Source organism: uncultured Slackia sp. (assembly GCF_944321625.1).
GTDB lineage: Bacteria > Actinomycetota > Coriobacteriia > Coriobacteriales > Eggerthellaceae > Slackia.
This window is the reverse complement of sequence record NZ_CALUMA010000003.1, coordinates 1-25,463: the sequence shown is the minus strand read 5'-3', so window position 1 is coordinate 25,463 and position 25,463 is coordinate 1. Positions and strand designations below refer to the sequence as shown.

Sequence of the window (25,463 nt, the reverse complement as noted above, 5' to 3'; positions counted from 1 at the left end):
CGGACGTGCGTGACCTCTTCTAGGCCTCCTCGCGCCCTAGCAGCCAGTCAATAATATTGACGTGCTTGATGCCCCCGTGATCGCCTAGTCCTATGCGGTCGAGCGTCAGGAGTGTTTTCGGGTAATTGTCGCGAACGCTTTGCAGCGGAGAAAGCTCGCGGGAGAGTGTGCTTTCATCGAGAACGGTAAGAGCGACCTGATAGTAGTGCGTGCCCTGGTTTCCCTCGGTAACGAAATCTATCTCCGTTTCTCCGGTGCGCCCAACAAACACATTACGATTGCGGCGCAAAAGCTCCAGATAGACGATGTTTTCAACGCGGCGCCCCAGGTCGCTTTGATAGCGTCCTAGCAGCAGATGCCTGAACCCCAAGTCTCCCAGATAGTATTTTCCACCTTGGTTAAGGAGCGTTTTGCCTTTTGCGTCGTAGGGTTTGGCCTCAAACACGATGTAGCTTTCAGACAAGGCATCGAGGTATTCGCCAACGGTTGTAGGGGATATTTTGGTGCCGTTTTGGGAAAGGCCATTTGCGATGGTTTTGAGCGAGTAACGGTTGCCAATGTTGTCGGAAAGGAACGCTGCCAGCGATCTGATTGCCGTCATATTGAAGCGAGGGTGACGCAGCGATACGTCCTTCACCAGAATGGTGCTGAGCACGCCATCGAGGTAATCCGCCACGTCCGACTCCGGCATGGTGGCCGTGTAAGGCATTCCTCCATAAACGAGGTAGCGGTTGAACAGGTCCTCGTCGCTAAGCTCTTGAGAGAATGCCGATCGATATTCCGCGAAGGAGAGCGGTAGCATGGCCAGCTCAACGTATCGACCGGTGAGAAGCGTCGCCAATTCGCTAGATAGCAGGTCGGAATTTGATCCCGTGATGTAAAGGTCAACGTCATCGCGTGCGAAGAGGGCGTCTACGGCCTTCTCAAATTCGGGCACGCGCTGCACTTCATCGATGAATACGTAGTTCGTTTGCGCCTTGAGTTGCGATACCACGAGGTCATGCAGTTCCCTTGCGGTTTTCGGGGCGTCGAACGCCATCTTTTCAATGTCGAGCGAAATAATGGCGTTTTCAGGCGTTCCATCGCGCAAAAGCTCCTGCTGGGCGAGTGCGAGCACAGTGGATTTTCCGCATCGGCGAATTCCCGTGACCACTTTGATTACGTCACGATTGCGCCAGCGGCGAAGCCATTCCATCGCTTGCGGACGTTCGATAAGATGCGCAGGTTTTGCCATGGCTGCTCCAATGGGTAAATCATCCAGCTACTTGGATGATTTTAGCAAAATAGTCCTATTCGTCCAAATATCTGGATAAATCGAATAATAGTAGAACTGATACAGCCGTGAGTGATTGCGGGCAGAAGGCCGTTGGCATGCGTTTTATTCTCAACGGCCGTTATGAATCTAACCAAGAGAATATTTTAAATATAATGTTAAGTATTTTGTCGGTTGTGACATCATTCGCCCCTGGCTACAATGATGAAAAAGATAGGACATTTGGTGTTGGGAGTAAGCGAGAGCCAAATACCATTTCAATACGTTGATTTGTGCGCTGGAATCGGTGGCTTTCATCTGGCGATGAGGTCTCTCGGTGGCAAGTGCGTGGGCGCGGCAGAGGTGAACGATTCCTGCGTGGATGCCTATCGAGCCAATTTCCCCACTACTCCCATGCTGGGCGATATTACGAGTATCGATAGTCCTTCTGACATCCCGGCATTTGATTTAGTCTGTGCCGGCTTTCCTTGCCAACCATTTAGCAAAGCTGGAAAACAATTGGGATTTGAAGATGAGTCAAGAGGAAAACTGTTCTTCTCGATCCTTGACATCATTGATGCGCACCCCGAAACTAAAGGTTTCATATTCGAGAATGTTAGAAATCTTGCTGACAATAAAAGTAACTGGTCTGTAATCTGTGAAGAACTCAAGAAACGTGATTTCATCATCACTGAAGACCCATTGATTCTTTCGCCTTCTGATTTCGGCATCCCCCAAAAAAGAGAAAGAGTTTTTATTCTTGGTATTAAGAAACGAGATCGGGACCAGAGGATTCTTCCCAACTCGAGGATAACCGAAGGCGACCTTGACTTGCGGAAAAAACCTTGCGAGAACAATGCCGCCTTTGGCATTCTTGATAAAGACGTTGATGAATCATTTGCCGTTGCGCCTGATGTTGAAGAGGCTTTGCTTGCTTGGGATGAGTTTAGATTTGGGACTGGGATTAAAACTATTGGTTTTCCGATATGGCTCTCTCATTTTGGAATAGGTATTGATCGAGATTCTGATTTCTTCGAATCGATGGGGATTGCCGAAATGCCCAACTGGAAACAAAACTACCTACGGCATAACAGGCATTTTTACCACCTTCATCGGGATTTTGTTGATGATTGGGTCAAGCGATACCACATGTATGACAGGAGCAAACTGCTACAGAAATTTGAATGGAACTGTGGTGCTGATGTTCCTGATATTAAATGCGGTTTGATTCAAATCCGCCAATCAGGCGTTCGAGTTAAGCGGCCCGATCTTTTCCCCACTCTTGTCGCTATGCCTAACACGCCTATTGTTTGGGATGAAGGCATGGGGCATTTCAGGCGAATTACGACCAAAGAGGCCGCAAAGCTTCAATCGTTTGACCCCGACTATAGGTTTGGTGAGAGCGACAATCAAACATATCGCCAACTCGGCAATGCTGTAAACGTTGAAATAGCGAGACAGCTCGGCAAAGGGCTGCTCCGCTTAATGCGCAAGGAGTAACCAATATGCCCAATACGTCAGGCAATTTTATGTATGACATGCGGCCGCCGGCTGGCATCATGAATGTTTTTTCGCGTTTGAACTATAAGCCCCACTACGCCATTGCGGAATTTGTCGACAACTCAACCCAATCGTATTTTCTTCATAGGACTGAGTTAAGGGAAAGCGTCCCTGATTTCAAACTTAGTATTATCGTTACGCACGATCCCAGGGAGCGTACTTTGACCATCGAGGACAATGCTTTCGGCATGGAACGCGATAGGTTTCTGGATGCCATTACCCTGGATGCAAAAAATGGTGAGCAAGAGAACAGCCGAAATGAATTTGGCATGGGTCTCAAAACCGCAGCTTCGTGGTTCGGAAATGTTTGGAGCGTAACAAGCACCGCGTATGGATCGCCAAATCGATACACGGCGGTTGTCGACATTCCACACTTTCAGGAATCCGGCGAAAGCGATATAGAAATTCGTGTTGAGTCTGCTCCGATTTGGGAACACGGAACTACTATCCACATTACGCAAGTAACCAAGACTATGGGGCCGCGCTCAATTGGAAAAACGCGTGCCATGCTTGCTAGCATGTACCGACGCGACCTTGCTGGTGGCGAGGTTCGTATCAATGTCAATGACCAAGATATCGCCTTCGAGGGTTATCCGATTCTGCGGTTTAGGGACAGGGAATGGAAAAAGGACCTCGACTTCAGTTTTGATTTCCTAGGCAAGTCCTACCGCGTAACTGGTTTTGTCGGCATTATGAACCCGGCTGGATTTCCGAAGTCAGGATTTGCTCTCTTTCGCCGAAACCGCGTCATTATTGGCGGAGAAGATCAAAACTACAAGCCTCACGAGATATTCGGCGCATCAAACAGCCAAGTTGCACTGAAGTTGTTTGGCGAGCTCAATGTCGATGATTTTCCCGTCAACCAGGCGAAAGACGGATTTGTGTGGCATGACGGTCTCGAAGACGAGTTTCTGACGCAATTGAAAATACAAATCCAAGATTACATCGACATTGCCAGGATGAGCATCAAGGAACGGGCGCGTGAGGAGCAGTATTCCGACAAGCATTCCGAGCGCGTGGAAGAAGAAGTTTCTCGTGCTGTCGAAAACCTGAATCTAATGAACCTCACCCCTGATGGGGACCGTTGCGCAGACGACCACGACCACGACGAAGTCGACATCCCTTCGCAGTCGCTCTTCGATATTCGTGATGACGTTGTGCAGCAATTCGCTTTGGAGATGAATGAAGATAACCAAAAGCCAAGCGATTTCCAAAGCTCTGAGCGTTCTTATACCGTCCGATTGAATGACGTGACGACCAGGAATATTCATGTCTCATGGGAAATTGGGAGCAATGCAAGGTGGATTCATGTTGCGAAGAATGATGATGAGTCGCTCGGCGTCACAATCAACGTGAATCATCCCTTTTTTAAGCCATATTCCAACGAAGACGAATTCCAAGTCGTTCTAGAGAAGTTCGTCATCGCTTTTGTAGTCGCGGAAGAGACTGCCAAGCTCAATTCTTCTGCCGACGGCTACATTATGGCAAGTGCCATCCGCAACAATATGAACCGATATCTCAATAAGTTAAGTGAGGGTTAATATGAACGAAGTGTATGAGTTCGAAGACGAAGCCGGCTCGACGCCAACGCTTGTATTTTCCGATTACAGTAACAAAGTGTATGGCAAGCACCTCAGTTCTTATGGGGAGGAGGGTGCGCGAAAAACAAGGAGTGCCGCCCAAAAGGTGTTGAGCGATTCGCTTCTGCAGGAAAAGGATCCGTCAAAAACTAATAATGTTCTGTTGGTCGGCAAAGTCCAGTCTGGCAAGACTTCTAATCTTGAAGCGCTTGTTGGTCTTGCCTTGGACAATGGCTTCAACTTGATTGTCATGTACGGTGGTTATGACAATACCCTGCTCAAGCAGACCGTTAAGCGTTTCCGCAAAACCATGGATTCACCTAAAGACACCGATGAGGAAGATGATCTTTGGGACCCCTCAACTCCGAATATTTTCACCACGGACAGCAAAGATGAGCTTTGTATCAACAATTTGACGGCAGACACCATACGATCTTTTCTCGATGAGGGTATACCTGTTTTCATCATCACAATTAAAGATGCACGACGTATCAGAGGTGTGAATGAGAAACTCGACAATTTGAAGGGTTACCCCATACGATCTCTTGTTATTGACGACGAAGGTGATCAGGCGTCCCTGAATAACGTGAAAGATAAAGCGAGTGATGCATCGGCCACCTATGCCGCCATTCGCACCATGAAAGAAATTCTCGACGACCCGCTTTATTTCTCGGTTACAGCCACGCCACAAGCGAACATTTTCTTGAATTCGTTAAGCGCTTTGCGGCCTAATTCCGTCCATCTTCTTCATCCGGCCAGAGGTTATTGCGGGGCTGACTTCTTCCATCTTGAGGACCATGGCATTATCTACACCGTTCCAGATGAAATGGATGACGCGAGGGATGATAATCGAAGCCCGGAATCGCTCAGATTTGCGGTTCGGCACTTTATTATGGCTAGTGCTATTCTTAAATCGCGGCAGAGAGGCCAGAAGCGAATGCATACGCACATGGTCATTCATGCATTCCGAGAGGTCGATACCCACTCATTGATTTATCAGTGGATTGCCTCCTATATCGCAAATATTAAAGATGCTATTGAGGATTCCCTGCTAGAGGGATCTGACGACGCGCGCACGTTGTTCTCTGGCGTGTACGACAAATGTTTCTCGGATGACGTGAAGCGAAATGTCCCCTTTGACGATCACCTATTGCAGCTCATGAGTGACGTGCTCAACGATACGGGCATTGCGCTTCATAACGGCCAAGACCGAGGAACACGCGAAATCATCAAATTCAAAATCCATCAGATTTATATTGGCGCTCAACTTCTGGAGCGTGGAATCACCTTCGACTGTCTGCTAACAACCTACTTTACTCGCTGGCCAAAATCTGATGGCAATATGGATACCAATCTTCAGCGAGCTCGCTGGTTTGGCTATCGATCAAAGTATAGCGACTTAATAAAGCTGTTTACGACTGAGACCATTGCCGACGAGTTCTCCTTCCTTGCGGAAATGGAAGATGACCTCTGGAGGCAATTCGGCGAGGTCGAAGCTGGTGAACTGCCGATTGACGAGATCGTCATTCTTGCGGAGGATTCGAAACAAAAGCCCACCAGAAGGGCTGTTGCGGATTATTTCTCAATCTACACCAGAGAGTGGCTCAAACAGCGTTACCGCACGTCGAATAAGAGCGAAATCGAGCATAACAATAAATGCGTTAGAGACTTCTTGTCCGGACTAACTTTTGTTGACAAGTCTTACGCGAGAGATGATGGCAAGCCCAGTTGCCAAGAGGCCCTCTGTTCTGGACGACAGGTTGCAAGACTCATGCATAGTCTTGAGGGAATCTATATGGATAATTCTTTTAGCCAGATCGAAGTCGAAAAGGTCTTAAAGAGTGTTCCTACGGTTGCCGTCTTGCTTATGACACCGGGGAGTCGCGTCAGACACCGCAGTTTCTATTCCGCTGACAAAAGAAATGTCATCAAAGCTCTGCACCAAGGTCGTACTGATGACGGTGTGAAATATCTTGGTGACAAGCTGGTAGTCAGCGATGTAGCACAAGCCAGTATTCAAATCTTCAATATTTGTCCCGAAGTTGACGGGGTTGCCCTTGAAGACGAAACGCAATATATGTTTGCGTTATATAGGGAGAATGACTTGAAGAAAGGCTATGCTGGAGCATGATAAGCAATATGGACTTCGATGGGTATCCCTGTGATGGACGCGTTTATCTCGTGCGCGTTTTGAGCGCACGAGGGGGTTTCTATGTGTGCAACGGAGAGCCGATTTACGCAGAGAAGGTCGGAGAATCTGCTCAGAGCAACAGTGCGGTTGAGACTGAATGCCTCCAATTGCGGCTCGGTATCAGGCTGAGAGTTGCGGAAGGTGACCATTTCTTTGATATCCAGCGATTTGATATGATTCGTTTGACCAGCTTCCAAAACGATAAAGAACTCGCTGCCTTCATAGACTTATGTGCCATGCATGCCAAGGGAAGCACGGCCCTTTCCTTCGAAGAATTCTTCTATTCTCTCAACGGTCTCTTCAGGCCCCTGCGCGGACAGCGATTTATCAATGCGATGGGACTTTACGGCGAACTGGCGCTGATTGATGCGGTTCGAAAAACAGGAATCGACCTTGATTTTACGCGCTACTGGCAATTGGCTGGCGAAGAATCAAAATATGATTTTGCTCTCGAAGCGAGCAATATCGAAGTTAAGGCGGCGTCTACTCAAAAGTTGAACGTCCATATAAAGCACGCCCAACTTTTCAGTGAAGATGCGAACTATCTTGCCGTAGTTCTTCTTGAGAGGGTTCCAAATGGAGAAACGCTTAGACAACTCGCTGCGCGGCTCACGAAATACGAGAACTGTTTTACTGACTTCCGATCGCAGGCAGAGCTAGCAAAGCAACTTCTTAGAGTAGATGAAAAAGGACTCGAAACGGCATACCTTGTTCGTGATATACGTTGCTATCCGGCCAAGAATATCGACTTCTTTAAGGATATTTCAGACCGTATCCATGATTTGAGCTACCGACTTGATCTTGCCGACCTCGCCTGGGAGAGCTTGCATGAAACCCTCAGCAAAGTCTTGACGTGACGACGCGTCGAGTCCGACGCCTTAACCAAGTTCGTCGAGCAGGGAGGAATTGGCATTTAAATCCATGCCGAAAGCTTCTGCGACAGATCGAGCGACCTCAAAAGCCATCTTGGGAGGAACAGCATTACCGATTTGGCGATAGCGGGAGCACTGCGAGCCGTACCATGGCATATCCCGGGGAAATGTCTGTATGGCAGCAGCTTCCTGGACTGAGATGCGGCGAAGTCTGACCGGGACGTTGCCGATAAGGTTGCCGCCGTTTTGGAGCTTTGCGTGGTATTCTTCGACCCATTGGGGGGCACCGGTTTCAAGCGTCTCCTGGTCGATTATTGGCGTTCTATTCCCGCCCATTGAAGCGGGAAGCGTCGGTGCGGGCTTGTTCAAGTTCATTGGACGCCCCTGGCCGTTGAAAAGCATGCCCGCAAACGGCGATGGACGGAGTACGGGATTTTTTGCCGCAGTAATCTTTGCCTTGCAAGCCTGGTCGTTGCCCGGCTCTCCAAGGGGAGGCAGTTTGCGTAGGGCGTCGGCAACGCTCATCCATTCTTTGACTGTCGGTTTGGGGTAATCGTAATCGATGCTATGGTTTTTGACTCCGACGAGGAACATGCGCTCTCTCGTCTGGGGCACACCGTAGTCGGCGCTGTTCAGCACTTCAAGGTTGGTTTTGTAGCCGATCTCTTCCGCCTTCTTGCGGATATCGGCGATGGTTCCCGCCCAGCGCTTGTTCTTGGCGAGAGCTTTAACATTCTCCATCACGAACACCATAGGCTGGATCCTCTCAACCATAGCGAGAAAATCGAAGACGTGACGAGAGCGAGGGTCGTTCGGATCCATCTTTCCTGCGACCGAGAAGCCCTGACAGGGCGGTCCACCAATAACTAACTCCGCCGAGCCTTTCTCGGGTAGCTCCTCGACTTCTCTGATGTCACCGGTGACTATCCTGTGGTTCAATGCTTTGCCGGTCTTCTTCGAGATAGCGGCCATTGCGGCGGCGTAGGTCTTCATTGCATCTGCGTTGATATCGTTTGCGAACACGGGGGTGAACCCAGCGGCGATGAAACCGAGGTCGAGACCACCAGCTCCCGAATAAAGGCTGACGAAACGTTTCATTAAGAAAATCCTCCTGAAAAGTAGAGCTCATTCCATATTGGAATGAGCTCATGGGATGATATCATATATGGGTATAGACTGCGACCGGAAAGGGGTTTTCGTGGACGACTTCAGCCTTTCCCTCGGACGGCTCGTCGCTGAATGGCGGAAGAACTCGGGGATTTCGCAGGCGGCGCTCGCTGAGACGCTGGGCACCCAGCAAGCGTCGATATCGAAACTGGAAAATGGCTCCAAGCGAATGACCGTTGTCGAACTTTCCCGGGTCCTTTGTGCCTGCGGACTGACTTTTGGCGCGGTGAGTGATGACCTCGACGGTCTTCTCGCGCATGAGCCGCAACCTTTATGGGAGCGAGTAGATGAGTAACGCGACAAACACATCGGATATCCGTGAGGTACTTTCGGCGGCTTCGTTGCCCATCGACCCTAATTCTATGGACGACGCAGCGAAGCTGGTCGCGGACTATTACGAGAATGCCCCTGAAGATATCAGGATTCCTATTGAGGAGATCCCCGATCGCTTCAGCGAGATGTGGGGGTTTTGGCTGGAGAACTCCGATAGGCCCTCGAAGGAATTGAAGGACGTCGTTCGCGTTGCGGTCGGCGTTGATCACGGGATGAAAGAGCTGGCAAATAACTACTTCAAGCTCGAGGAGAAGCTCGAGAAGAAGCAGTTCATGAAGAAGGGCCACGCAATCGCCTTGATTGGCTGCGCTCCTCTTATTCGCACCCTCGTCGTGGAGCAGCATCTCGGCCTCGACAGGATCAGAGCCATTCTCAACGTCCCCACTACAACTATTGACGCAATCAATGCTGTAATTAGCTCCATCGGAATCAATCCGCCCTTCAGTTCTGAGAGAATCGTGGCGATACATGAAGCCGACGTTGCAGACGTGGCCGCTTTGTTCGGTGATACAGAACCCGGCGATGCCGGAGATACATTCAGAGGCCTCCTCGGGTCTTTCTCAAGATGCGACGTACTTGCCGACGATATCATCGAACTTGGCCTCATTCCCTTCGAGCCATATCAGTTTATGCTCTACTTCGAGTTACTCACGCTTGAGATGGTTGACAGGTTTCCCGGTAGGGCGATCTACGAGTGCGCCCCTCGCTCGAATAATGTGAAGGCTCTTTGGAACTCCATGTACCACCCCACTCAGGAGAATCCATATCTCAACAATGCGAAGTCCGTTTACTCACTTGATGAGGCGTGGGCCGAGACGAAACTCTCCCGCCAGACCGGGAACGGTTCGATCGTGCTTGCCGACGCTTTCGACATTCTGGCCGAGTTGCCCTACACAACGAGAAGGCGCGTTGCGCATGTCATTCGTTGCTATTTGATTCTCATTGCCGACTCTCGGCAGGTGAAGACGCCTCTGGAGGCGATTGGCTGCGACTCCATTAAGGCTTTCATCGAATGCGTTGGCGCCGCGAATAGTTTGACAAAAGGCGTCCTTGACCAACGCTTGGTGGACTTCCTTACTCGTTGTATCCATCCAGAAGAGGGCTGGTTCGCGAGAGGTCTCGGTTCTTCTGTTAATGAGACTAACGCCTCGGGGCGCAAATACGGTGATGTTGAGTACCTGGAACTTTCAAACCGTTCGCATATCGAGGCGTACGAGGCCCATGGAGGGAGTTTGCGAGACGAGTACATACAGGCGCATATCAACTCGCTGCACGAAACCGTGCTATATCGTAAGCATCAGGCGAAGCTACGTAACGAACCCTACGATGCGACTGTTGGTGTCACATACGTCGCCCATGACATCTCACGACTAGTTAACTTCCACGACGGCTATGCTGAGGAGATCGAGGGCGTTCCGTTTGAGTTCCGATTCATGACGTATTTCGACTTGCTTGATGTCGCCGGCGGCATCAATGCGGTCGCCGCAGACTTGCCGGGTTTTGATAAGTTGATTCATCAAAGGATTTCGAGGCTCCCCGATGCATACACGCTGAAGCGACGCTACCAGGAGATTACTGGGCTTAGGTATGCTGAGTAAAGAGCCGGACAGCGCTCCGCCGTTTGCCTCAGGGTTGGCCCCCGACGGTAAAGGCGGTAAGGCACCTGTGGTCAATTTCACTCTCGATGTGGATCCGCCGGTTCGTGAAGATATCTACGAGTATTTTGAAGGGGCGATTGATTAATGGCAAACGGGCGTTACTCCGATTGTGGCAACGCCCTGCCTGCCTCATCCTAAAATAGCTCCTCTGCCTCTTTCGTCAACTCGAACGCAAGGGGACGCCTTGACCTTGCTTCGATTAGGCCTTTGCCTTCAAGCGACTGCGTATATTTGCGTGCGGTTTGCGCGCTGCAGCCAAGATAATCAGCCATCTCATGGATAGACATATTGCTGAATGCACCGAACAGTTTCACTTGTAACATCAAGTACAGAACCGCACATTCTTTTTCTTCCAGTTCGGAATGAGCAAGGTGATATTCCTTCAAGGCATTCGTAGCGCGCTCAAGATCCATAATACTGCTGTCGAGCCTATCGAGCATATCGTCTTGCGCGCGGTCTATAAACTCCAGAATCATAATCACAAAAGGCGTCGCATCACTTCTGTTCAAACGGTTTTCAACCGACCTAAAGCCGCGGTAATAGGCGCCTTTGTCCTCGGCGATCGTCCGCGAAAGCGAGAGCGCGGTCGAAATCGAAAGAACCTTGCTTAAATGCAGAGCCAGCAGATATCTCCCTGTTCTTCCATTGCCGTCGTAAAACGGGTGAATATACTCGAACACGTAGTGGAAAATAGCAGCGCTATAAAGCCCCGGCATCGCATCTGACCTCATCAGATTAAGAAGCTTATCTACGTATTCGATGATGGCGCTTTCTGGATTTACACCCGTGTGCACGCTTTTCCCGCTGCCGATAATTTCGACGGAATCCTTTCGAAAGATTTTTCCATCAGAGGTTTCATCTTCGCTAAGCTCGCCATCCATAATGAGGTCGTAGATTTCGCGGATGTCTTCCGGAGAAGCAGGCTCTTTATGGGATTCGTCGCTGATTTGGAGATACAGCCGAGCAAATTCCCTGAACCGTCTGAGTTCTGGGCTTTGGTCGTTCCTCTGGATGCTTTCGAGAACTTCACCGATTTGTTTGCGTGTGCTATGAATGCCTTCGATTTCATTTGAGTACACAATCTCGTCCATGATGAGATCGCGAACGAGAGAGGTATGGGCAATGGCGGGGAGGCGCCTCAGCATGTTGGAGACACGCCTCTCTTTCCTAAGGATGCGCTCCGTGAGCAGAGAAAGCTCATGAGTCATGGTCAGAAAAAGCTCGTGTCCACTGGTGATGAGGCCGGTCCTAAAAGTCGACTCGGCGTTGAATCGCGCTTGGTATGCCGCTTCGAGTTCGGAATCGCCATCGTTGCCGGCCTTATGGTAGATTTTCGAGAGCTCGAGATAGTTGGACATGTTGTTTGCCTCTTGTTTCAATTGAGCCTTAATTTGAAATATGGACAATAATAAAAGATGGAGAAGTCGAATCGAGTTCTTATCTTGAAAAATCGTGATTTTTCAAGATAAGAGTCAGTAATCAGAAGTCTTATCTTTAAAAATCGCTGAAATTAAAGATAAAACTTGGGAATCTAGGCGTTCTTTCCAATTGTTGGGAATCTTAAAGATAAGAAAGGCCCTTGTATGCTGTTCATAGTCTCTCCTGCTAAGAAGATGGTGGATGCATCCGATGCGTTTGCGTGGCGAGATTTGCCGCGGTTTCTTCCGCAGGCGCGCGAGCTGCTGGGCGCGTTGCGGGGCATGTCGTACGAGGAGCTCAAGGAGCTATGGGCGTGCAGCGATGCGCTAGCTCAGCTCAACTTCGATCGCGTGCAGCATATGGATTTGGGCGAAAACGCGGATAACGGCGCCTCTTGCATGGGCGGCAATGCGGACGACGCTAAGCCGTTGGAGGCAAGGGCTGAAGCAGAGGGCGCGGCGCGGAACGTGCTGCCTGGCTGGCAACGCTTCCTTACGCCGGCCGTCTTTTCCTACGAGGGCATTCAGTATCAGAACATGGCACCGCAGGTCATGACGGCGGAACAGCTTGAGTATGTGCAGGCGCATCTGCGCATTCTCTCCGGCTTCTATGGCGTGGTGCGTCCGTTCGACGGCGTGACTCCGTATCGCCTGGAGATGCAGGCGAAGCTTTCGATGCCGCGTGAATCGAGCGGCGAGCCGACGCGTAACTTATATGAGTTCTGGGGCTCGCGCATCTATGATGCGCTTTGCGATGACCTGGGTGTTTCGGCTTCTCAGGGTACGAATGCTGCTGCGGGCGCAGAGAGTGACGCTTCGTCGACGGACGCCAAAATCAGCGTTGAGTCGTTCGCTCAGGCTGACCGCGCCATCGTCAACCTTGCGTCCGTCGAATACGCCAAGGCGATTGAGCCGTACGCGAAGGTCGCTGCGAAACAGGGCGGGCCGCGTTACGTTACGTGTCTCTTCGGCAGCATGAAAAACGGCAAGTTCGCGCAGCGCGCGACCGAGGCCAAGGCCGCGCGTGGCACCTTCGTGCGCTGGTGCGCCGAAAACGCCATCGAGCACGTGTCCGATTTCCCTCGTTTCGACGTGGGTGGCTATCGATTCGACGAAGAGCGCTCCGATAAAGACACACTCGTTTTCGTGCGCTAGACGATTGTCGCTGGTAACGGCATTTGAGCGAGTGGGACACTTTGCACGCAGGGCGCAAAGGCCGTCCTCGAAAAAAGCACGAGATCAAAGCTCTTTTTGCAAGAAGTCTCGGAGGTGTGGTACAGCGAATTCTACTTTACCTCGGCCCGCTGGCTGAATAACGCCGGCATCGATTAGACGCCTGCGGTACTTCTGCGCATAATCGGTCGTCACGTCGAGGCGGTCGGCGATATCGCCTATCGCGCTAAGCCCGTCATCTTGGGCCATCGCTGTGAGGAATTCTCGGTCCTTCTCCGACAGCGCTGAAAGCGTGGTTTTGCATACGTCGTTTTCGAAATCTACTCGAGCAGCATGCGTTGCTGCCTCTAGGACGTCCTCGTTAACTTCGCCATCTGACGCACGCAAGACAATATTGTGCCCAATAAGCTGAAGCAGATAGGGGGATCCCTGCGTGCTTTGTGCTGATTGAAGGCGCAAACTCGAAGAGATGTGAATTCCCAGTTTGCGAAATGCCTGGTCGTAAAAGGCATCTACATCGCTTATCGCGAGGGGTGGAAGCGATACCTTCCGTGCGCGATTAAGAAACGTCAGCACCTTGTCGTTAAGAGTCGCCGAAACTGCTCCCGGAAGTCCCGCCATGACTAGCGCAATATTGAGCCGCTCGCCAACAAGCTCCTGATAGGCGATGACGAGCTGACGGATTTCGTTCGAGTTTGCCTGCAGTTCATCTACAAGAATAAGAATGCCATGTCCGTGCTCGGTGAGCTTTCGGGCGAGCTGGGCCAGTTTGAACTGGAAGCTCTTTGTTTCTTGGACCTCTCGGCCGAACTCAAGTCCGGCGGAAGAACCGAGTGCGCCAAGGGTTCCGCCCGTCAGATGAGTACGACGGCGTTTTACGTATCTCTCTCCGTCTTCCTGTATTTTTTCGACGATGCGCTCAAGCATTCCCTCGGATGTTACCGTTGGCGTTGCAACAACGAATCCTGAGGCAGAAGCCCTATCGGCCAATTCCCAGAGAAGAACGGTTTTCCCGCTTCCGCGTTGCCCCAGAAGAACCATCGCGCGGTCTCGATTGCCGGGCTCACTTTCGAGCCCATGCATGAACTCTCGAATGATGGTTTCACGCCCGACCAGATAAGAAGGCCTATTCCCAAAAGAAGGAGAAAAAATCGTATCAGCTACCACGGCGTCCTCCTGAGGTTTTCCTTTTTTTCCTATTCTTTCCTTTTTTTCCTTTTTGTCAATTGGGGAAGCATCGGTGTCTTTGGATGACGTTATGGCTTCGCGGGAAACGCTCATCCCATTTTTGTGCATGAGCTCGCTCTTTTATCGTTCTCGGCTACACGTACACGCGCTCCATGGTGTCGAGGCAAAGACAGCCTAAGGGGCCGCCATGGCCGCAGCCGCAATCGATGGCGATCATGCCAGGTGCCACTATGATGCTGTTCTCGCTTGCGTCATTGTCGGCTGCATGAATGCAGATCGAGCTCTTGGTGCCCATGCGAATACCGAGGTCTGTTTGGCTATTTACGCACATGTCGCCGGTTCCGGCTCCGACTCCTATACCGTACTTCTGACGAATCTTTCGCGTGGGCGTATGTCCAAACACGACTGTTTTATCGGGGTAATACCGTTTTCGCACGTCATGCCTCACCCATAGAAAATCGTGTAGGTCGTATTCCTCGAGCGGTTTTTCAGGGGCGAAGTTGTCCAGCCCCGCATGCACAAGCAAGTACGTTTTGTCGCGCACCTCGATTTCTTCGAACGCGCTCATGCCCAGGATGTACGCACGGACCTTCTTGCGCTCAATTGCGTCGAGTCGGCTGAGCTCATCGGCCGTTGTCTCGCCGCCATTGGCCATGTAATTTGCCAGCATAGCGATGGCGTTGCTGCTTTGATCAAGGTCGTTGACGACTTCGTCGGTCAGATGCGCGAGCAGCATAGGCAGCACGCTCATGAGCATGAACTCGTGATTGCCCAGCAGGTGAATCACGTTAGGCATATCCGCCATCTCAAGCAGCGTTTTGAGGCCCTCGGGCCCGCGGTCTATGGTGTCGCCCAGCACGTAGATGGTATCTGCCCAGGTGGGCTTGATGGTATGCAAGAGTTCTTGCCACTTGTCGTAGCGGCCGTGGATATCGGAGACAACGTAGATCACGAGTTCTCCCTTCGTCGGGGTTTCGCAAAGTGTAGCGCACGACGATGGGAAAGGGGTGCACTTGCTCGCATGGGCATGGACCGCAGGCTTCATGCGTCGGCAACGAATCGTCAACATTGCATGACGTCGCGGGCGGGCGGGTTGACACCTTCGCGCGCGTGGCTACAATCACGTTTTAGCACTCGGAGTCTTCGAGTGCTAATTTTTGGAACGAAGTCGAAGGGCGAGCAAACTCCGCGAAGCGCACCGGTCGCGTACAAAGCGGCAACCGTCGCGTGTACGGCGCCAATCCGCTTGCCTGGCGTGCGGTAATCGCCGCGAACCCACCCGAAGGGTTGCGAGGTGCCGCCCGTCTCTTCGGCATGCATACGCGTTAAGGAAAGAAGGACCTGAGCCACATGAAAAAGTTCAAGACAGAGAGCAAGAAGCTGCTCGACCTCATGATCAACTCGATCTACACCAACCGCGAAATCTTCCTGCGCGAGCTCATCTCCAACGCATCCGACGCCGTTGACAAGCTCTATTTCAAGAGCCTGACCGATTCCGATGTGAGCCTGGGCAAGGACGAGCTGACCATCCACGTGTCTTTCGACAAGGATGCCCGCACCGTCACCGTGTCCGACTCTGGCATCGGCATGACCAAGGACGAGATGGATAAGAACCTGGGCACCATCGCGCATTCCGGCTCGCTCGAGTTCAAGTCCGAAAACGCCGAGGCCCAGGGCGACGACGTGGACATCATCGGCCAGTTTGGCGTGGGCTTCTACTCCAGCTTCATGGTGGCCAAGGAGGTGCGCGTGGTGTCGCGCGCGTTCGGCTCCGACGAGGCGTGGGAGTGGAAGAGCGACGGTATCGAGGGCTACACCATCAGCGAGACGACCCGCGAGGGGCACGGCACTGACGTCATCCTCACGCTCAAAGACAACACCGATGAGGACGATTACGACGCCTACCTGTCCGAGTGGGGCCTGAAGAACCTCATCAAGAAGTACAGCAATTATGTGCGTTATCCCATCACCATGGAGTGCTCCAAGACGCGCCAGAAGCCCAAGCCCGAAGACGCCGGTGACGACTACAAACCCGAGTACGAGCACTACACCGAAACGGAAACCATCAACTCCATGGTGCCCATCTGGAAGCGCAGCAAGCAGGACGTGACTCAGGAAGAGTACAACGAGTTCTACAAATCCGACTTCCATGATTTCAGCGACCCGGCGCGCACGATCAAGGTGCATGCCGAAGGCGCGCTGACCTACGACGCGCTGATGTTCATCCCCAGCCGCGCGCCGTTCGACCTGTACAGCAAGGACTACAAGAAGGGCCTGGCGCTCTACAGCTCCAACGTACTCATCATGGAGAAGTGCGAGGAGCTTCTGCCCGACTACTTCAACTTCGTCCGCGGCGTGGTGGACAGCCAGGATCTACAGCTCAACATCTCCCGCGAGACCCTGCAGCACAACAGCCAGCTGCGCGCCATCGCCAAGAAGCTCGAGAAGAAGATCAAGGGCGAGCTCGCCAACATGCGCGACAACGACCGCGAGGCCTATGAGAAGTTCTTCGAGAACTTCGGCCGCGGCCTGAAGTACGGCATCTACATGAGCTACGGCATGAACAAGGGCGAGCTGGCCGACCTGCTGCTGTTCTACTCCGCCAAGGAGCAGAAGATGGTCACGCTCGACGAGTACGTGGACGCCATGCCCGAGGGCCAGGATTCCATCTTCTACGCCGCGGGCGATTCCGTCGAGCGCCTGGCGAAGATGCCGGTGGTCAAGGCCGTCATGAACAAGGGCTACGACGTGCTGCTGTGCACCCAGGATGTGGACGAGTTCTGCTTCCAAGCCATGCAGTCGTACGGCAAGCCTGCCGTCGAGGGCGAGGAATTCACCGAGAAGCCGCTGAAGAACGTGGCGTCCGGCGACTTGGGCCTTGAGTCCGAGGACGAGAAGAAGGCCGCCGAGGAAGCCGCAAAGGAGGCCGAGAGCTTGTTTGGCGCCATGAAGGACGCACTAGGCGACGAGGTGACCCGCGTGGGTGTTTCTACGCGTCTGACCTCGGCCGACGACGCGCCGGCGTGCATCACCACCGAAGGTCCGCTGTCGCTTGAGATGGAGAAGATTCTCTCGCAGATGCCCGACGCCGGCGACGAGATCAAGAGCCAGCGCGTGCTTGAGATTAACGCTCAGCATCCGATCTTTGCGACGCTCAAGGCCGCCCAGGAGGCGGGCGATGCCGACAAGGTGAAGACCTATGCCGGCCTGCTGTACAACCAGGCGCTGCTGGTAGAAGGCATGCCCGTGCCCGATCCGGTCGCCTTCGCCAACCAGATCGCCAGCTTGATGAAGTAGGTTCGGGTAAGATTCAGCTACTACGAAATGCTGATTAAATAAAAGGCCCTTGCGGTGTGAACTGCGCCCCGGTTCTTGGACTGGGGCGCAGTTCGATGTCGCAGGGGCCTTTCTTGTTGCGGGTCTAGGGAGGGGACGACCCGCGGCGGGGATATCGAAAATTACAAGTCACCGGCGAGCTTGCGTGCGACATGGCGACCCTGGGTTGAAGAGCGGCCCGAAGCGACTCCAACGATGTACTCGGGATAGTTGCCGCTGAAGAAGCTGCCCGAAACATCGCCGGCTGCGTAGAGACCTTCGATGGGCGCTCCGTTGATGTCAAGCACCTGGCAGTCGCCGTTGATACGGAGGCCGTCGATAGTGGTCAACAGCGTGCCGCCGAACCACAGGCCATAGAACGGTGCGGTGCGAATGGCGGAAAGGCGATACGCTTCTTTGCCGTAGTCGTCATCGACCTGGGCATCGAATTGCTGGTTGTAGCGGTCGACCTGTTCCAGGAAGTTGGTCTTTGCTTCGCCTTCGAAGCCCAACATGTCGGCGAGTTCCTCAATGGTGTCGGCTTTCTTCAAAAATCCCGCGTCGCGTGATGTTGCGACGAATTCCTCGACCGGCATGCCAGCTGCCATCATCTGGTTGGCGAAGGCTGAGCATCCGATGGTCGAGAATCGAATGATGTCTTCGCTTGCATTGCCGTCAAAAATCTGGCACCACACGCCGCCGGGCTGCTGACCGGCTTGGAAGCAGAATGTATCGTAGGGTGCCGATTCGTTGGCGAAGCGAACCCCGTTCCGGTTCACCTTCATGAACGGCTGGCTACCGATGTTTTCCTGATAGATAGTGCCGGGGAATGCCGCGTCATCCCCCTCACCTACATAGCCACAATCGACGCCAACTTCTACGGCTCCGCGGTCGAAAATCATAGGTGCCGCATCGGGATCTTTCACGCCACCTGCCCATATGCCAGCCTTCAGGCCAGTACCGTTGTCGGCCGGGTTAAAACTTGATGCGGTGCAGCATCCGACGGCAGCTGGCTGCAGGGCATTCATCATTACTGGGTTCGCAGGATAGCCACCCGTAGCGAGCAGCGTATTTTTGGCATTGATTTGCACATAGCCTTCGGACGTGTTGAAAATGGCGCCCATCACTTTGCCGTCTTCATGGACGAGCTTCACCAATTCATAGCCGAAATGTACGCTCTCAGGTGACTTTTCTTGAACAAGGGAGAGCAACACGTCGTTGCGCATGGGTTCAGAATATGGGGTGAGCCAAACATGCTGCAGCACGGGGAGCATGTAATCGGTACCGCCGGTTTCGTGGTCGGCTGGCATGTCGACCACGACCTGCTTGCCGACTGCTTGCATTTTCGGATCGATCCAATCGAACAGCTCGGCCGATTCGTCAATCCAAACTTTGATGACGTCCTGGTTGCATTTGCCCGATGCGTAACGCGTCAGCTCGTTGAGCAGCTTCATGCTGTCAACTTCGCCGCCTTGCGCCAACGCGGCTTTGGAATTTACTATGCCTAAATATTCGCGAGTCTCGGGAACCTTGTCATTTTTCTCGGCAAGAATGAAGTTCATGCCGAGTTCTGCCGCAGTGCCTGCGGCGCACATGCCAGCGGTGCCCGCGCCAATTACGAGGAAGTCAGTTTCCTCAGTCTTCGTGATGTCGCTTTCGGCGATTTCTGGCTCGGCGCCAAGCCACGAGGGGCTAGCGGAGTCGATGACGTCCGCGTTTGACGTCGACTCGGATTTGCTCGTGCTTGACGAAGGCGAGCAGCCGACGAGACTCGCGCCTGCTGCGGCAACCCCAGTAAGCGCTGCGCCCGTCAGAAAGCTCCGACGTGAAATACCGCTCCTCGAAGTACTTTCAGTTCCCATGGTTCCCTCCTTATGCTTAATGCATGTATACGATGCAGCCCTTAAGCTACGCAGCACACACTACGAAAAAATCGGACCGAGAACGTCACCCTGGTATCGTGAATATAAAAATGATTCAATGACCAGGAAAAATAACATGTATAGAGAAAAAAATAGCCCCTAGAGGGTGACCTTTTTGAAAGACCTAGATCCCGTATTCCGATACACTTTTGTTGATTGTTGGGAGGGTTGTATATGGAGCTTCAATTTAAGGGAATTTGCGAAGTCCAAAGTTCGTCATCGCGGGATTCGGCTCGCGTATGTGCCGCCTTGGCACTCGTGTTATTTTCCTCCTATATTTTGAATACGTTCCTCTTTCCGCCCATTGCGGGGGTCTTTCCTGTGGCGCGTGAAATTACGACATACGGTGGTGTGGTGTTCTCGGTCGTGGTTGCCATGGTGGCATGGCACAGGCCGTCGGCAATGAACGAGACGATTTGGACGACTGCGGTGTTCGTCGCAGGCGTTGTTTCGGCGAGCATGCTTTCATGGGGCACGGTATCAGCGAATGAGACGGCGATACTCGCGGGAAGTCCCCTTGGCGGAATCGCGGGAATCTGGCTTTCGGTGCTTGTAGGCGCTGCTCTGCCAAGCCTCGCTGCGAGACAGGTGCTCCTTGTTGTCCCGGGCGCTTTTCTTGTTGACTATGCGGTTCGCATGGGCGTGATGGCAGCAGGCGTTTTTCTTGATGTGCCGTGCGCATCGATTGCGTTCATGGCTTCGCTCGTCGCGAGCTATGTGCTTGTTCGCCCTCTGGCCCGCAAAACGCTTTGCGCGATTCACGATTCCGTGGCTCCCACGGTGCTTAATGTAACGAGTCCGTCGTCGTATTTGCCGCTTTCGAGTTTTGTGTATGTGGCGGTTTTTCTGTTCAGCGTAGCTTGCGGGTTTGCTGTTTCAGGAGAAACGCAGCGCATGGAGCCCACTTTTACACTGGCATCCTTTCTGCCCGTAAGCATAGCGTTCGTTGTTGGTGCAGTTCGTGGGGCTGCATCATTCGACTCGGTGTACAAGGCTGCCGCTTTGCTTGCGTTCGCTGGCTTTCTTACTGCGCCTTTGGTTTTCTTCGAAAACGCCATGCTTGGTCGACAAATGAACGCAGCGTTTCTCAACTCGGGATCCGATTTGTTTTCGATGCTGCTGTATTGCCTAGTGGCTGTTGCGGGTGCGCGCAATAGGTTGGGTGCTGTGTCTGTTGCGACGACGGCTTTCGCAGTGCAGTGGGTGGGTATTGGTGTCGGTGCTCCTATTGCGCAGGCTGCCGCACGCATGGGCGAGACCACTCCAGCCGCTGCGGCATGGGTCACCATGGTAATAGCCTTCGTGTTTATAGCGTTCAACTATATAGGAGCGGAACGGTTTAGTTTTTCACGCGCAATTGGGGGAATTGTGCCTGCGCATGTCGATTGTCTTGAAGCTCAAGCTCCGGCGGAGCGTGGCGCCGATTACAAACTCAAGCGAGAAGTGCATGCGGATGATACGGCAACTGGTAATCGTGCCAATGCGGCAGTAGACGGGTTTGTCCCTGGCTGTTGCGGTTGCGATGCTGGGCGGCAAAACGCTGCTAACGAAGATTTTTTGCCGGCAACGAAAGGAGAGGATTTCGAAAGCGCGTGCTCCTCGGTTGCCGAGCGATTCGGTCTGACGGCGCGTGAAGCCGAGGTTTTTGAGCTGCTCGCTCGCGGACGAACAAGCCTAATCATTCAGGAGAAGCTTGTGCTTTCTCACAATACCGTGAAAACGCATGTTCGTCATATCTACGCAAAGCTCGACGTCCATTCTCAACAGGAGCTAATCAGTATTGTCGAAAGAGAGTACGAGGTTGTGAAGTAGATAGCTGCGGGATACCGTTCCCGATCCGGTAGCCTTCGCCAACCAGATCGCGAGCTTGATGAAATAGGTAAGCGCGATAAATGCGGCAATCCCAAAGGCCCGACGGACATCCGTCGGGCCTTTCCTATAGAGTAAGCCGCGGTTTGGCATCGTCGATAATGCGGCGAAATTCGTCTAGCATATCTGCGGGTAGCGAACGCGCAAAAGAATGGCAGCTATCCTGGATGACGTTGGACATCCGCTCCTTTTCACCGATGACCCACTCGGACGGCACCCCGATATCTTCCGCGAATTGCTTCCAGAAGACCGTTATTCCCATACGCCACTTCCTCGTTCGATGGTGGCGATGTCTAGGCCTACGCTGTTGGCTATTTTGAGCGTAAGGCCAAGTCCGGCACCGGGTTTTCCGCGTTCAAGCTCGCTTACGAACCGAAGGCTGCACTGATTAAACTCGGCGACTTCTTGCATCGTATAGCCAAGCTTCTTCCTGCGCGCGCGAATGGCTTTCCCGATATCTTCGGGGGTGTAAGCGATTACCGGTCTCATCATGGATTGCGATTGCTCCTTCTATATTTTCCCAATCGGGATATTAACCAAGCAACTATTTCCAATTATCACGAACGGGCTAATTTCCGATTTGTCCAGTATGAAACTCAGGCTGCACTACTTTTGCTCGGTGGTTTCCTGCATCGTGTATGGCCTTGTCTGCTGTAATAAAAGGGTAGTTGGTTTTTTCGCCATGCAAAGCGAGGTATGGCGAGCGTAGCTATTTACTGCTGATTGTGCCTTTCTGCATGCGTTTGATGTATCGCTGCGTATAAGGGCAGGCGGCGATACAAGCGCCACAGATGAGGTCTTGCTCCAGGCCGCGTGACACCTGCTCCATGTGGGCGACGCATGCCTTGAGGTCCAGCCGATCGTCGCGGCTGGAGCCTGCCCGCCAGAGCATCCCTTTGATAGCGTGCCCGGGGCAGGCTTTGGCGCACTGCATACAGGCGCCGCAGCGCGGTTCAAGCATGGGCTTTGCGCAGTGCAGGGGCGCGTCGGTGAGCAAGGTGGAAATGCGCACGGCGGGGCCGTACTCGGGCGTCACCAGAAGGCAGCTTTTGCCGATCCACCCCAGGCCTGCAAGGCATGCCACGGTCTTATGGGGGAGCAGCGTTTCATAGCGATTGATTTTGGTCTTTCCCGCGCGGGCCTTGGTGAGGGCGAACGCGCGGTATCCGTGGCTGGTCAAAAACCGCTCGCCTGCCAGCACGATCGCATCAAGCTGCGCATTCAGATCGCGATATGCCTGCGCGTAAGCGACGGTCGGTGCCTCGCGAATGCCCGCGACAATTTCGGCCGGCACAGGTACGGCAACGGATATGCCCACAGGGTAGAAAAGGGGGTCTTCGGGCGCGCGCTCATTCGCATGGTTGGAGGAGCTTCGTTGCGTCTGGCCTGCGGACGCAGAAGCAATATCGCGTAAGTCGGCCACCCCGACAAGCGCTGCGCCGCTTCCTGTCAGCACGGATTCCAGCTCTTCAAGAAGATTGGTTGAGCCGGTACCCTGCGTGTTCGCGACGTTCTCCATGCTCGTCTGCCTCCAAACCCAACTGCCCGACATGCAATATATTGCAGTATGCAACATATTGCAGCATGCGGGCCTCGTTTTTGGGTGAGTGATAGAACAGAATCCGATTTTGCAAACCCCCGCATCCGTCGTTGCCATAAAGAATGTGCATGATGAACCAGACGCTCAACAATCCTCTCAATTCAACAACTAGGTAACATGAAAAATAACTTGTGAGATAAGTTGACAATGAAGCACTTAGATTTTATATTGTCAATCGTGCAGAAAGGTTAAGCGCCTTGAATGCACGAAGAAACAGGTAATAACAGTCGGCGGGGGAACCCGCCACGTGAGGCCGCTTGAAGCGGGCGCCGGGCTAAGAGGCAGGGCGCAGCGCCGGGCGGTCTCGCACGAAAGAGAGGACTGAGACATATGGGCAAGATTCTGGGTATCGACTTGGGCACCACCAACTCCGCCATGGCAATCATGGACGGCAACAACCCCGTCATCCTGGAAAACGCCGAGGGCGACCGCACCACCCCGTCCGTGGAGGGCTTCCGCAAGGATGGCGAGCGCGTTGTGGGCAAGCAGGCTAAGAACCAGGCTGTCACCAACCCCAAGAACACCATTTCTTCCGTCAAGCGTTTCATCGGCCGTAGCTACGATGAGACCGCCGAAGAGCGCAAGACCGTTGCCTACTCCGTGGTGAAGGGCAAGGACGGCCGTTCCGTCATCGACATCGACGGCAAGGATTACACGCCGGAGGAGATTTCGGCCATGGTTCTGCAGAAGCTGAAGGCTGACGCTGAGGCCAAGGTCGGCGAGACCATCACCGAGGCCGTCATCACCGTGCCCGCGTACTTCAACGATGCGCAGCGCCAGGCCACCAAGGACGCCGGCAGGATCGCTGGCCTCGAGGTGAAGCGTATCATCAACGAGCCCACTGCTGCTGCTTTGGCCTACGGCCTGGACAAGACCAACAAGGATCAGAAGATCCTGGTGTTCGACCTGGGCGGCGGCACGTTCGACGTGTCCATTCTGGAGCTGGGCGACGGCGTGTTCGAGGTTCTGTCCACCAAGGGTGACAACCACCTGGGCGGCGACGACTGGGATCAGCGCGTCATCGACTGGCTGGCCGACAAGTTCAACAGTGACCACGGCGTTGACCTGCGTAAGGACCCCATGTCGCTGCAGCGTCTGAAGGAAGGCGCCGAGAAGGCCAAGATGGAGCTGTCCAGCACCTCGCAGACCAACATCAACCTGCCGTTCATCACCTCCATCGACGGCGTTCCGCAGCACCTGGACTACACGCTGACCCGCGCCGAGTTCGAGCGCATCACGCGTGATTTGCTCGACCGCTGCAAGCAGCCTGTCGAGGGTGCCCTGAGGGATGCTGGCCTGACCTCCAGCCAGATTGATGAGGTTATCCTGGTGGGCGGCTCCACCCGTATGCCCGCCGTGCAGGAGCTGGTCAAGAACATGACCGGCAAGCAGCCCAACATGTCGGTGAACCCTGACGAGGTCGTGGCCATCGGCGCGGCCGTTCAGGGCGGCGTGCTGGCCGGCGACGTCGAGGGCATCCTGCTGCTGGACGTCACCCCGCTGTCGCTGGGCGTTGAGACCATGGGCGGCGTGATGACCAAGATGATCGACCGCAACACCACCATCCCCACCCGCAAGACCGAGATTTACTCCACGGCCGCCGATAACCAGACGTCCGTCGAGATTCACGTCCTGCAGGGCGAGCGCCAGATGGCTGCTGACAACAAGACGCTGGGCCGCTTCCAGCTGACCGGCATTCCGGCCGCCCGTCGCGGCGTGCCTCAGATCGAGGTCACGTTCGACATTGACGCCAACGGCATCGTGAACGTGTCCGCTAAGGACCTGGGCACCGGCAAGCAGCAGCAGATCACCATCAGCGGCTCCACCGCTCTGTCTGACGACGAAGTCGACCGCATGGTCAAGGACGCTGAGGCCCATGCCGCTGAGGACGAGGCTCGTAAGGCCGAGATTGAGGCTCGCAACAACACCGATTCGCTGGTTAACGCCACCGAGCAGACCCTGTCCGAGCTGGGCGACAAGGTTCCCGCTGAGACCAAGCAGGCCGCCGAGGACGCCATCAAGGAGGCCAAGGACGCTCTGGCCGGCACCGACATCGAGGCCATCAAGGCTGCTGGCGAGAAGCTGCAGCAGGCCGGTTACAAGCTGGCCGAGGTCGTGTACAGCACGCAGCAGGCTCAGGGTGCTCCGGGCGCTGCCGGCGCCGCCAACCCGGCCGACGACGGCCCGATCGAGGCTGACTACGAGGTCGTGGACGACAAGAACGAAGGTAAGTAATCATGGGTGAGAAGGACGACGAGAAGAAGGTCGCCCCCGAGGCTCGCGAAATTCCCATCGAGGGAAGCGACGAAAAGCAGGAAGGGGCCGCTGCCGCCAGCGACCCCAACCCCCAGGCTGAGGATGCCGC

At 53.7% G+C, this 25,463-nt stretch carries 20 protein-coding genes; 11 read left to right on the top strand and 9 right to left on the bottom strand.

Annotated features, from left to right (window positions below; genetic code table 11):
- Positions 1–19: 19 nt before the first annotated feature.
- Positions 20–1,234: an ATP-binding protein gene (locus tag Q0J60_RS00150; protein ID WP_294438166.1), complete on the bottom strand. Its 1,215-nt coding sequence runs from the start codon at positions 1,232–1,234 to the stop codon at positions 20–22.
- Between the two features lie 240 nt (positions 1,235–1,474).
- Between Q0J60_RS00150 and Q0J60_RS00145 the strand changes: the two genes are divergently transcribed.
- The 4 genes from Q0J60_RS00145 to Q0J60_RS00130 are packed head-to-tail and all read left to right on the top strand — an operon-like array spanning position 1,475 to position 7,440.
- Positions 1,475–2,752, top strand: a complete 1,278-nt coding sequence (locus Q0J60_RS00145) for a DNA cytosine methyltransferase (RefSeq protein ID WP_294438165.1) — start codon at positions 1,475–1,477, stop codon at positions 2,750–2,752.
- Positions 2,753–2,757: 5 nt separating this feature from the next.
- Entirely contained in the window at positions 2,758–4,353 is a 1,596-nt protein-coding gene (locus tag Q0J60_RS00140) for an ATP-binding protein (protein WP_294438164.1), read from the top strand.
- Between the two features lies 1 nt (position 4,354).
- Positions 4,355–6,523 carry a Z1 domain-containing protein gene (locus Q0J60_RS00135; protein WP_294438163.1) on the top strand — a complete coding sequence of 723 codons (2,169 nt, stop codon included), beginning with the start codon at positions 4,355–4,357 and terminating at the stop codon, positions 6,521–6,523.
- 8 nt (positions 6,524–6,531) lie between these two features.
- Positions 6,532–7,440 carry a PD-(D/E)XK motif protein gene (locus Q0J60_RS00130; RefSeq protein WP_294438162.1) on the top strand — a complete coding sequence of 303 codons (909 nt, stop codon included), beginning with the start codon at positions 6,532–6,534 and terminating at the stop codon, positions 7,438–7,440.
- Between the two features lie 21 nt (positions 7,441–7,461).
- Here Q0J60_RS00130 and Q0J60_RS00125 read toward each other — a convergent pair whose 3' ends face one another.
- Positions 7,462–8,553, bottom strand: coding sequence for a DNA cytosine methyltransferase (locus Q0J60_RS00125; RefSeq protein ID WP_294438161.1), 1,092 nt, complete (start codon positions 8,551–8,553; stop codon positions 7,462–7,464).
- Between the two features lie 100 nt (positions 8,554–8,653).
- Here Q0J60_RS00125 and Q0J60_RS00120 point away from each other — a divergent pair, with 100 nt between their 5' ends.
- Genes Q0J60_RS00120 through Q0J60_RS00110 form a run of 3 tightly spaced genes read left to right on the top strand, consistent with a single transcriptional unit; the run spans position 8,654 to position 10,698 of the window.
- Positions 8,654–8,917, top strand: a complete 264-nt coding sequence (locus Q0J60_RS00120) for a helix-turn-helix domain-containing protein (protein WP_294438160.1) — start codon at positions 8,654–8,656, stop codon at positions 8,915–8,917.
- Positions 8,910–10,553: a hypothetical protein gene (locus Q0J60_RS00115; protein WP_294438159.1), complete on the top strand. Its 1,644-nt coding sequence runs from the start codon at positions 8,910–8,912 to the stop codon at positions 10,551–10,553. Before Q0J60_RS00120 ends, Q0J60_RS00115 begins: the two co-directional genes overlap by 8 nt.
- Positions 10,543–10,698, top strand: coding sequence for a hypothetical protein (locus tag Q0J60_RS00110; protein WP_294438158.1), 156 nt, complete (start codon positions 10,543–10,545; stop codon positions 10,696–10,698). Before Q0J60_RS00115 ends, Q0J60_RS00110 begins: the two co-directional genes overlap by 11 nt.
- A 49-nt stretch (positions 10,699–10,747) precedes the next feature.
- Here the strand turns inward: Q0J60_RS00110 and Q0J60_RS00105 are convergent, their stop codons facing one another.
- The gene (locus Q0J60_RS00105) at positions 10,748–11,971 is read right to left on the bottom strand and encodes a Fic family protein (RefSeq protein WP_294438157.1); all 1,224 of its coding nucleotides are present in this window, start codon (positions 11,969–11,971) and stop codon (positions 10,748–10,750) included.
- Positions 11,972–12,196: 225 nt separating this feature from the next.
- On the opposite strand from Q0J60_RS00105, the gene Q0J60_RS00100 reads away from it, so the two are divergent.
- Positions 12,197–13,186, top strand: a complete 990-nt coding sequence (locus tag Q0J60_RS00100) for a YaaA family protein (RefSeq protein ID WP_294438155.1) — start codon at positions 12,197–12,199, stop codon at positions 13,184–13,186.
- 84 nt (positions 13,187–13,270) lie between these two features.
- On the opposite strand, the gene Q0J60_RS00095 is transcribed toward Q0J60_RS00100, so the two are convergent.
- Both Q0J60_RS00095 and Q0J60_RS00090 read right to left on the bottom strand, forming a co-directional pair.
- Positions 13,271–14,500, bottom strand: a complete 1,230-nt coding sequence (locus Q0J60_RS00095) for an ATP-binding protein (RefSeq protein ID WP_294438153.1) — start codon at positions 14,498–14,500, stop codon at positions 13,271–13,273.
- Between the two features lie 25 nt (positions 14,501–14,525).
- On the bottom strand, positions 14,526–15,344 hold the full coding sequence (locus tag Q0J60_RS00090; protein WP_294438152.1) for a metallophosphoesterase: 819 nt from the start codon (positions 15,342–15,344) through the stop codon (positions 14,526–14,528).
- 398 nt (positions 15,345–15,742) lie between these two features.
- On the opposite strand from Q0J60_RS00090, the gene htpG reads away from it, so the two are divergent.
- A complete protein-coding gene (htpG, locus tag Q0J60_RS00085; protein WP_294438151.1) occupies positions 15,743–17,689 on the top strand; it encodes a molecular chaperone HtpG in 1,947 nt (648 codons plus the stop codon).
- Between the two features lie 161 nt (positions 17,690–17,850).
- On the opposite strand, the gene Q0J60_RS00080 is transcribed toward htpG, so the two are convergent.
- Complete coding sequence (locus tag Q0J60_RS00080; RefSeq protein ID WP_294438150.1) at positions 17,851–19,569, bottom strand: FAD-binding protein; 1,719 nt, start codon at positions 19,567–19,569, stop codon at positions 17,851–17,853.
- Positions 19,570–19,803: 234 nt separating this feature from the next.
- Here Q0J60_RS00080 and Q0J60_RS00075 point away from each other — a divergent pair, with 234 nt between their 5' ends.
- Positions 19,804–21,441, top strand: a complete 1,638-nt coding sequence (locus tag Q0J60_RS00075; protein ID WP_294438148.1) for a helix-turn-helix transcriptional regulator — start codon at positions 19,804–19,806, stop codon at positions 21,439–21,441.
- Positions 21,442–21,565: 124 nt separating this feature from the next.
- On the opposite strand, the gene Q0J60_RS00070 is transcribed toward Q0J60_RS00075, so the two are convergent.
- The 3 genes from Q0J60_RS00070 to Q0J60_RS00060 form a co-directional block, all read right to left on the bottom strand.
- Complete coding sequence (locus Q0J60_RS00070; protein ID WP_294438147.1) at positions 21,566–21,760, bottom strand: hypothetical protein; 195 nt, start codon at positions 21,758–21,760, stop codon at positions 21,566–21,568.
- Entirely contained in the window at positions 21,751–21,990 is a 240-nt protein-coding gene (locus Q0J60_RS00065) for a transcriptional regulator (protein WP_294438145.1), read from the bottom strand. Before Q0J60_RS00065 ends, Q0J60_RS00070 begins: the two co-directional genes overlap by 10 nt.
- 217 nt (positions 21,991–22,207) lie before the next feature.
- On the bottom strand, positions 22,208–23,017 hold the full coding sequence (locus tag Q0J60_RS00060; RefSeq protein WP_294438144.1) for a 4Fe-4S double cluster binding domain-containing protein: 810 nt from the start codon (positions 23,015–23,017) through the stop codon (positions 22,208–22,210).
- A 411-nt stretch (positions 23,018–23,428) separates the two neighbouring features.
- Here Q0J60_RS00060 and dnaK point away from each other — a divergent pair, with 411 nt between their 5' ends.
- Entirely contained in the window at positions 23,429–25,333 is a 1,905-nt protein-coding gene (gene dnaK, locus Q0J60_RS00055) for a molecular chaperone DnaK (RefSeq protein ID WP_294438143.1), read from the top strand.
- Positions 25,334–25,463: the final 130 nt, after the last annotated feature.

Coding starts and splice junctions, on each gene's coding strand:
- Q0J60_RS00150 (WP_294438166.1), bottom strand. CDS start 1,234: ATGGCAAAACCTGCGCATCTTATCGAACGTCCGCAAGCGATGGAATGG.
- Q0J60_RS00145 (WP_294438165.1), top strand. CDS start 1,475: ATGATGAAAAAGATAGGACATTTGGTGTTGGGAGTAAGCGAGAGCCAA.
- Q0J60_RS00140 (WP_294438164.1), top strand. CDS start 2,758: ATGCCCAATACGTCAGGCAATTTTATGTATGACATGCGGCCGCCGGCT.
- Q0J60_RS00135 (WP_294438163.1), top strand. CDS start 4,355: ATGAACGAAGTGTATGAGTTCGAAGACGAAGCCGGCTCGACGCCAACG.
- Q0J60_RS00130 (WP_294438162.1), top strand. CDS start 6,532: ATGGACTTCGATGGGTATCCCTGTGATGGACGCGTTTATCTCGTGCGC.
- Q0J60_RS00125 (WP_294438161.1), bottom strand. CDS start 8,553: ATGAAACGTTTCGTCAGCCTTTATTCGGGAGCTGGTGGTCTCGACCTC.
- Q0J60_RS00115 (WP_294438159.1), top strand. CDS start 8,910: ATGAGTAACGCGACAAACACATCGGATATCCGTGAGGTACTTTCGGCG.
- Q0J60_RS00110 (WP_294438158.1), top strand. CDS start 10,543: ATGCTGAGTAAAGAGCCGGACAGCGCTCCGCCGTTTGCCTCAGGGTTG.
- Q0J60_RS00105 (WP_294438157.1), bottom strand. CDS start 11,971: ATGTCCAACTATCTCGAGCTCTCGAAAATCTACCATAAGGCCGGCAAC.
- Q0J60_RS00100 (WP_294438155.1), top strand. CDS start 12,197: ATGCTGTTCATAGTCTCTCCTGCTAAGAAGATGGTGGATGCATCCGAT.
- Q0J60_RS00095 (WP_294438153.1), bottom strand. CDS start 14,500: ATGCACAAAAATGGGATGAGCGTTTCCCGCGAAGCCATAACGTCATCC.
- htpG (WP_294438151.1), top strand. CDS start 15,743: ATGAAAAAGTTCAAGACAGAGAGCAAGAAGCTGCTCGACCTCATGATC.
- Q0J60_RS00080 (WP_294438150.1), bottom strand. CDS start 19,569: ATGGGAACTGAAAGTACTTCGAGGAGCGGTATTTCACGTCGGAGCTTT.
- Q0J60_RS00075 (WP_294438148.1), top strand. CDS start 19,804: ATGGAGCTTCAATTTAAGGGAATTTGCGAAGTCCAAAGTTCGTCATCG.
- Q0J60_RS00070 (WP_294438147.1), bottom strand. CDS start 21,760: ATGGGAATAACGGTCTTCTGGAAGCAATTCGCGGAAGATATCGGGGTG.
- Q0J60_RS00065 (WP_294438145.1), bottom strand. CDS start 21,990: ATGATGAGACCGGTAATCGCTTACACCCCCGAAGATATCGGGAAAGCC.
- Q0J60_RS00060 (WP_294438144.1), bottom strand. CDS start 23,017: ATGGAGAACGTCGCGAACACGCAGGGTACCGGCTCAACCAATCTTCTT.
- dnaK (WP_294438143.1), top strand. CDS start 23,429: ATGGGCAAGATTCTGGGTATCGACTTGGGCACCACCAACTCCGCCATG.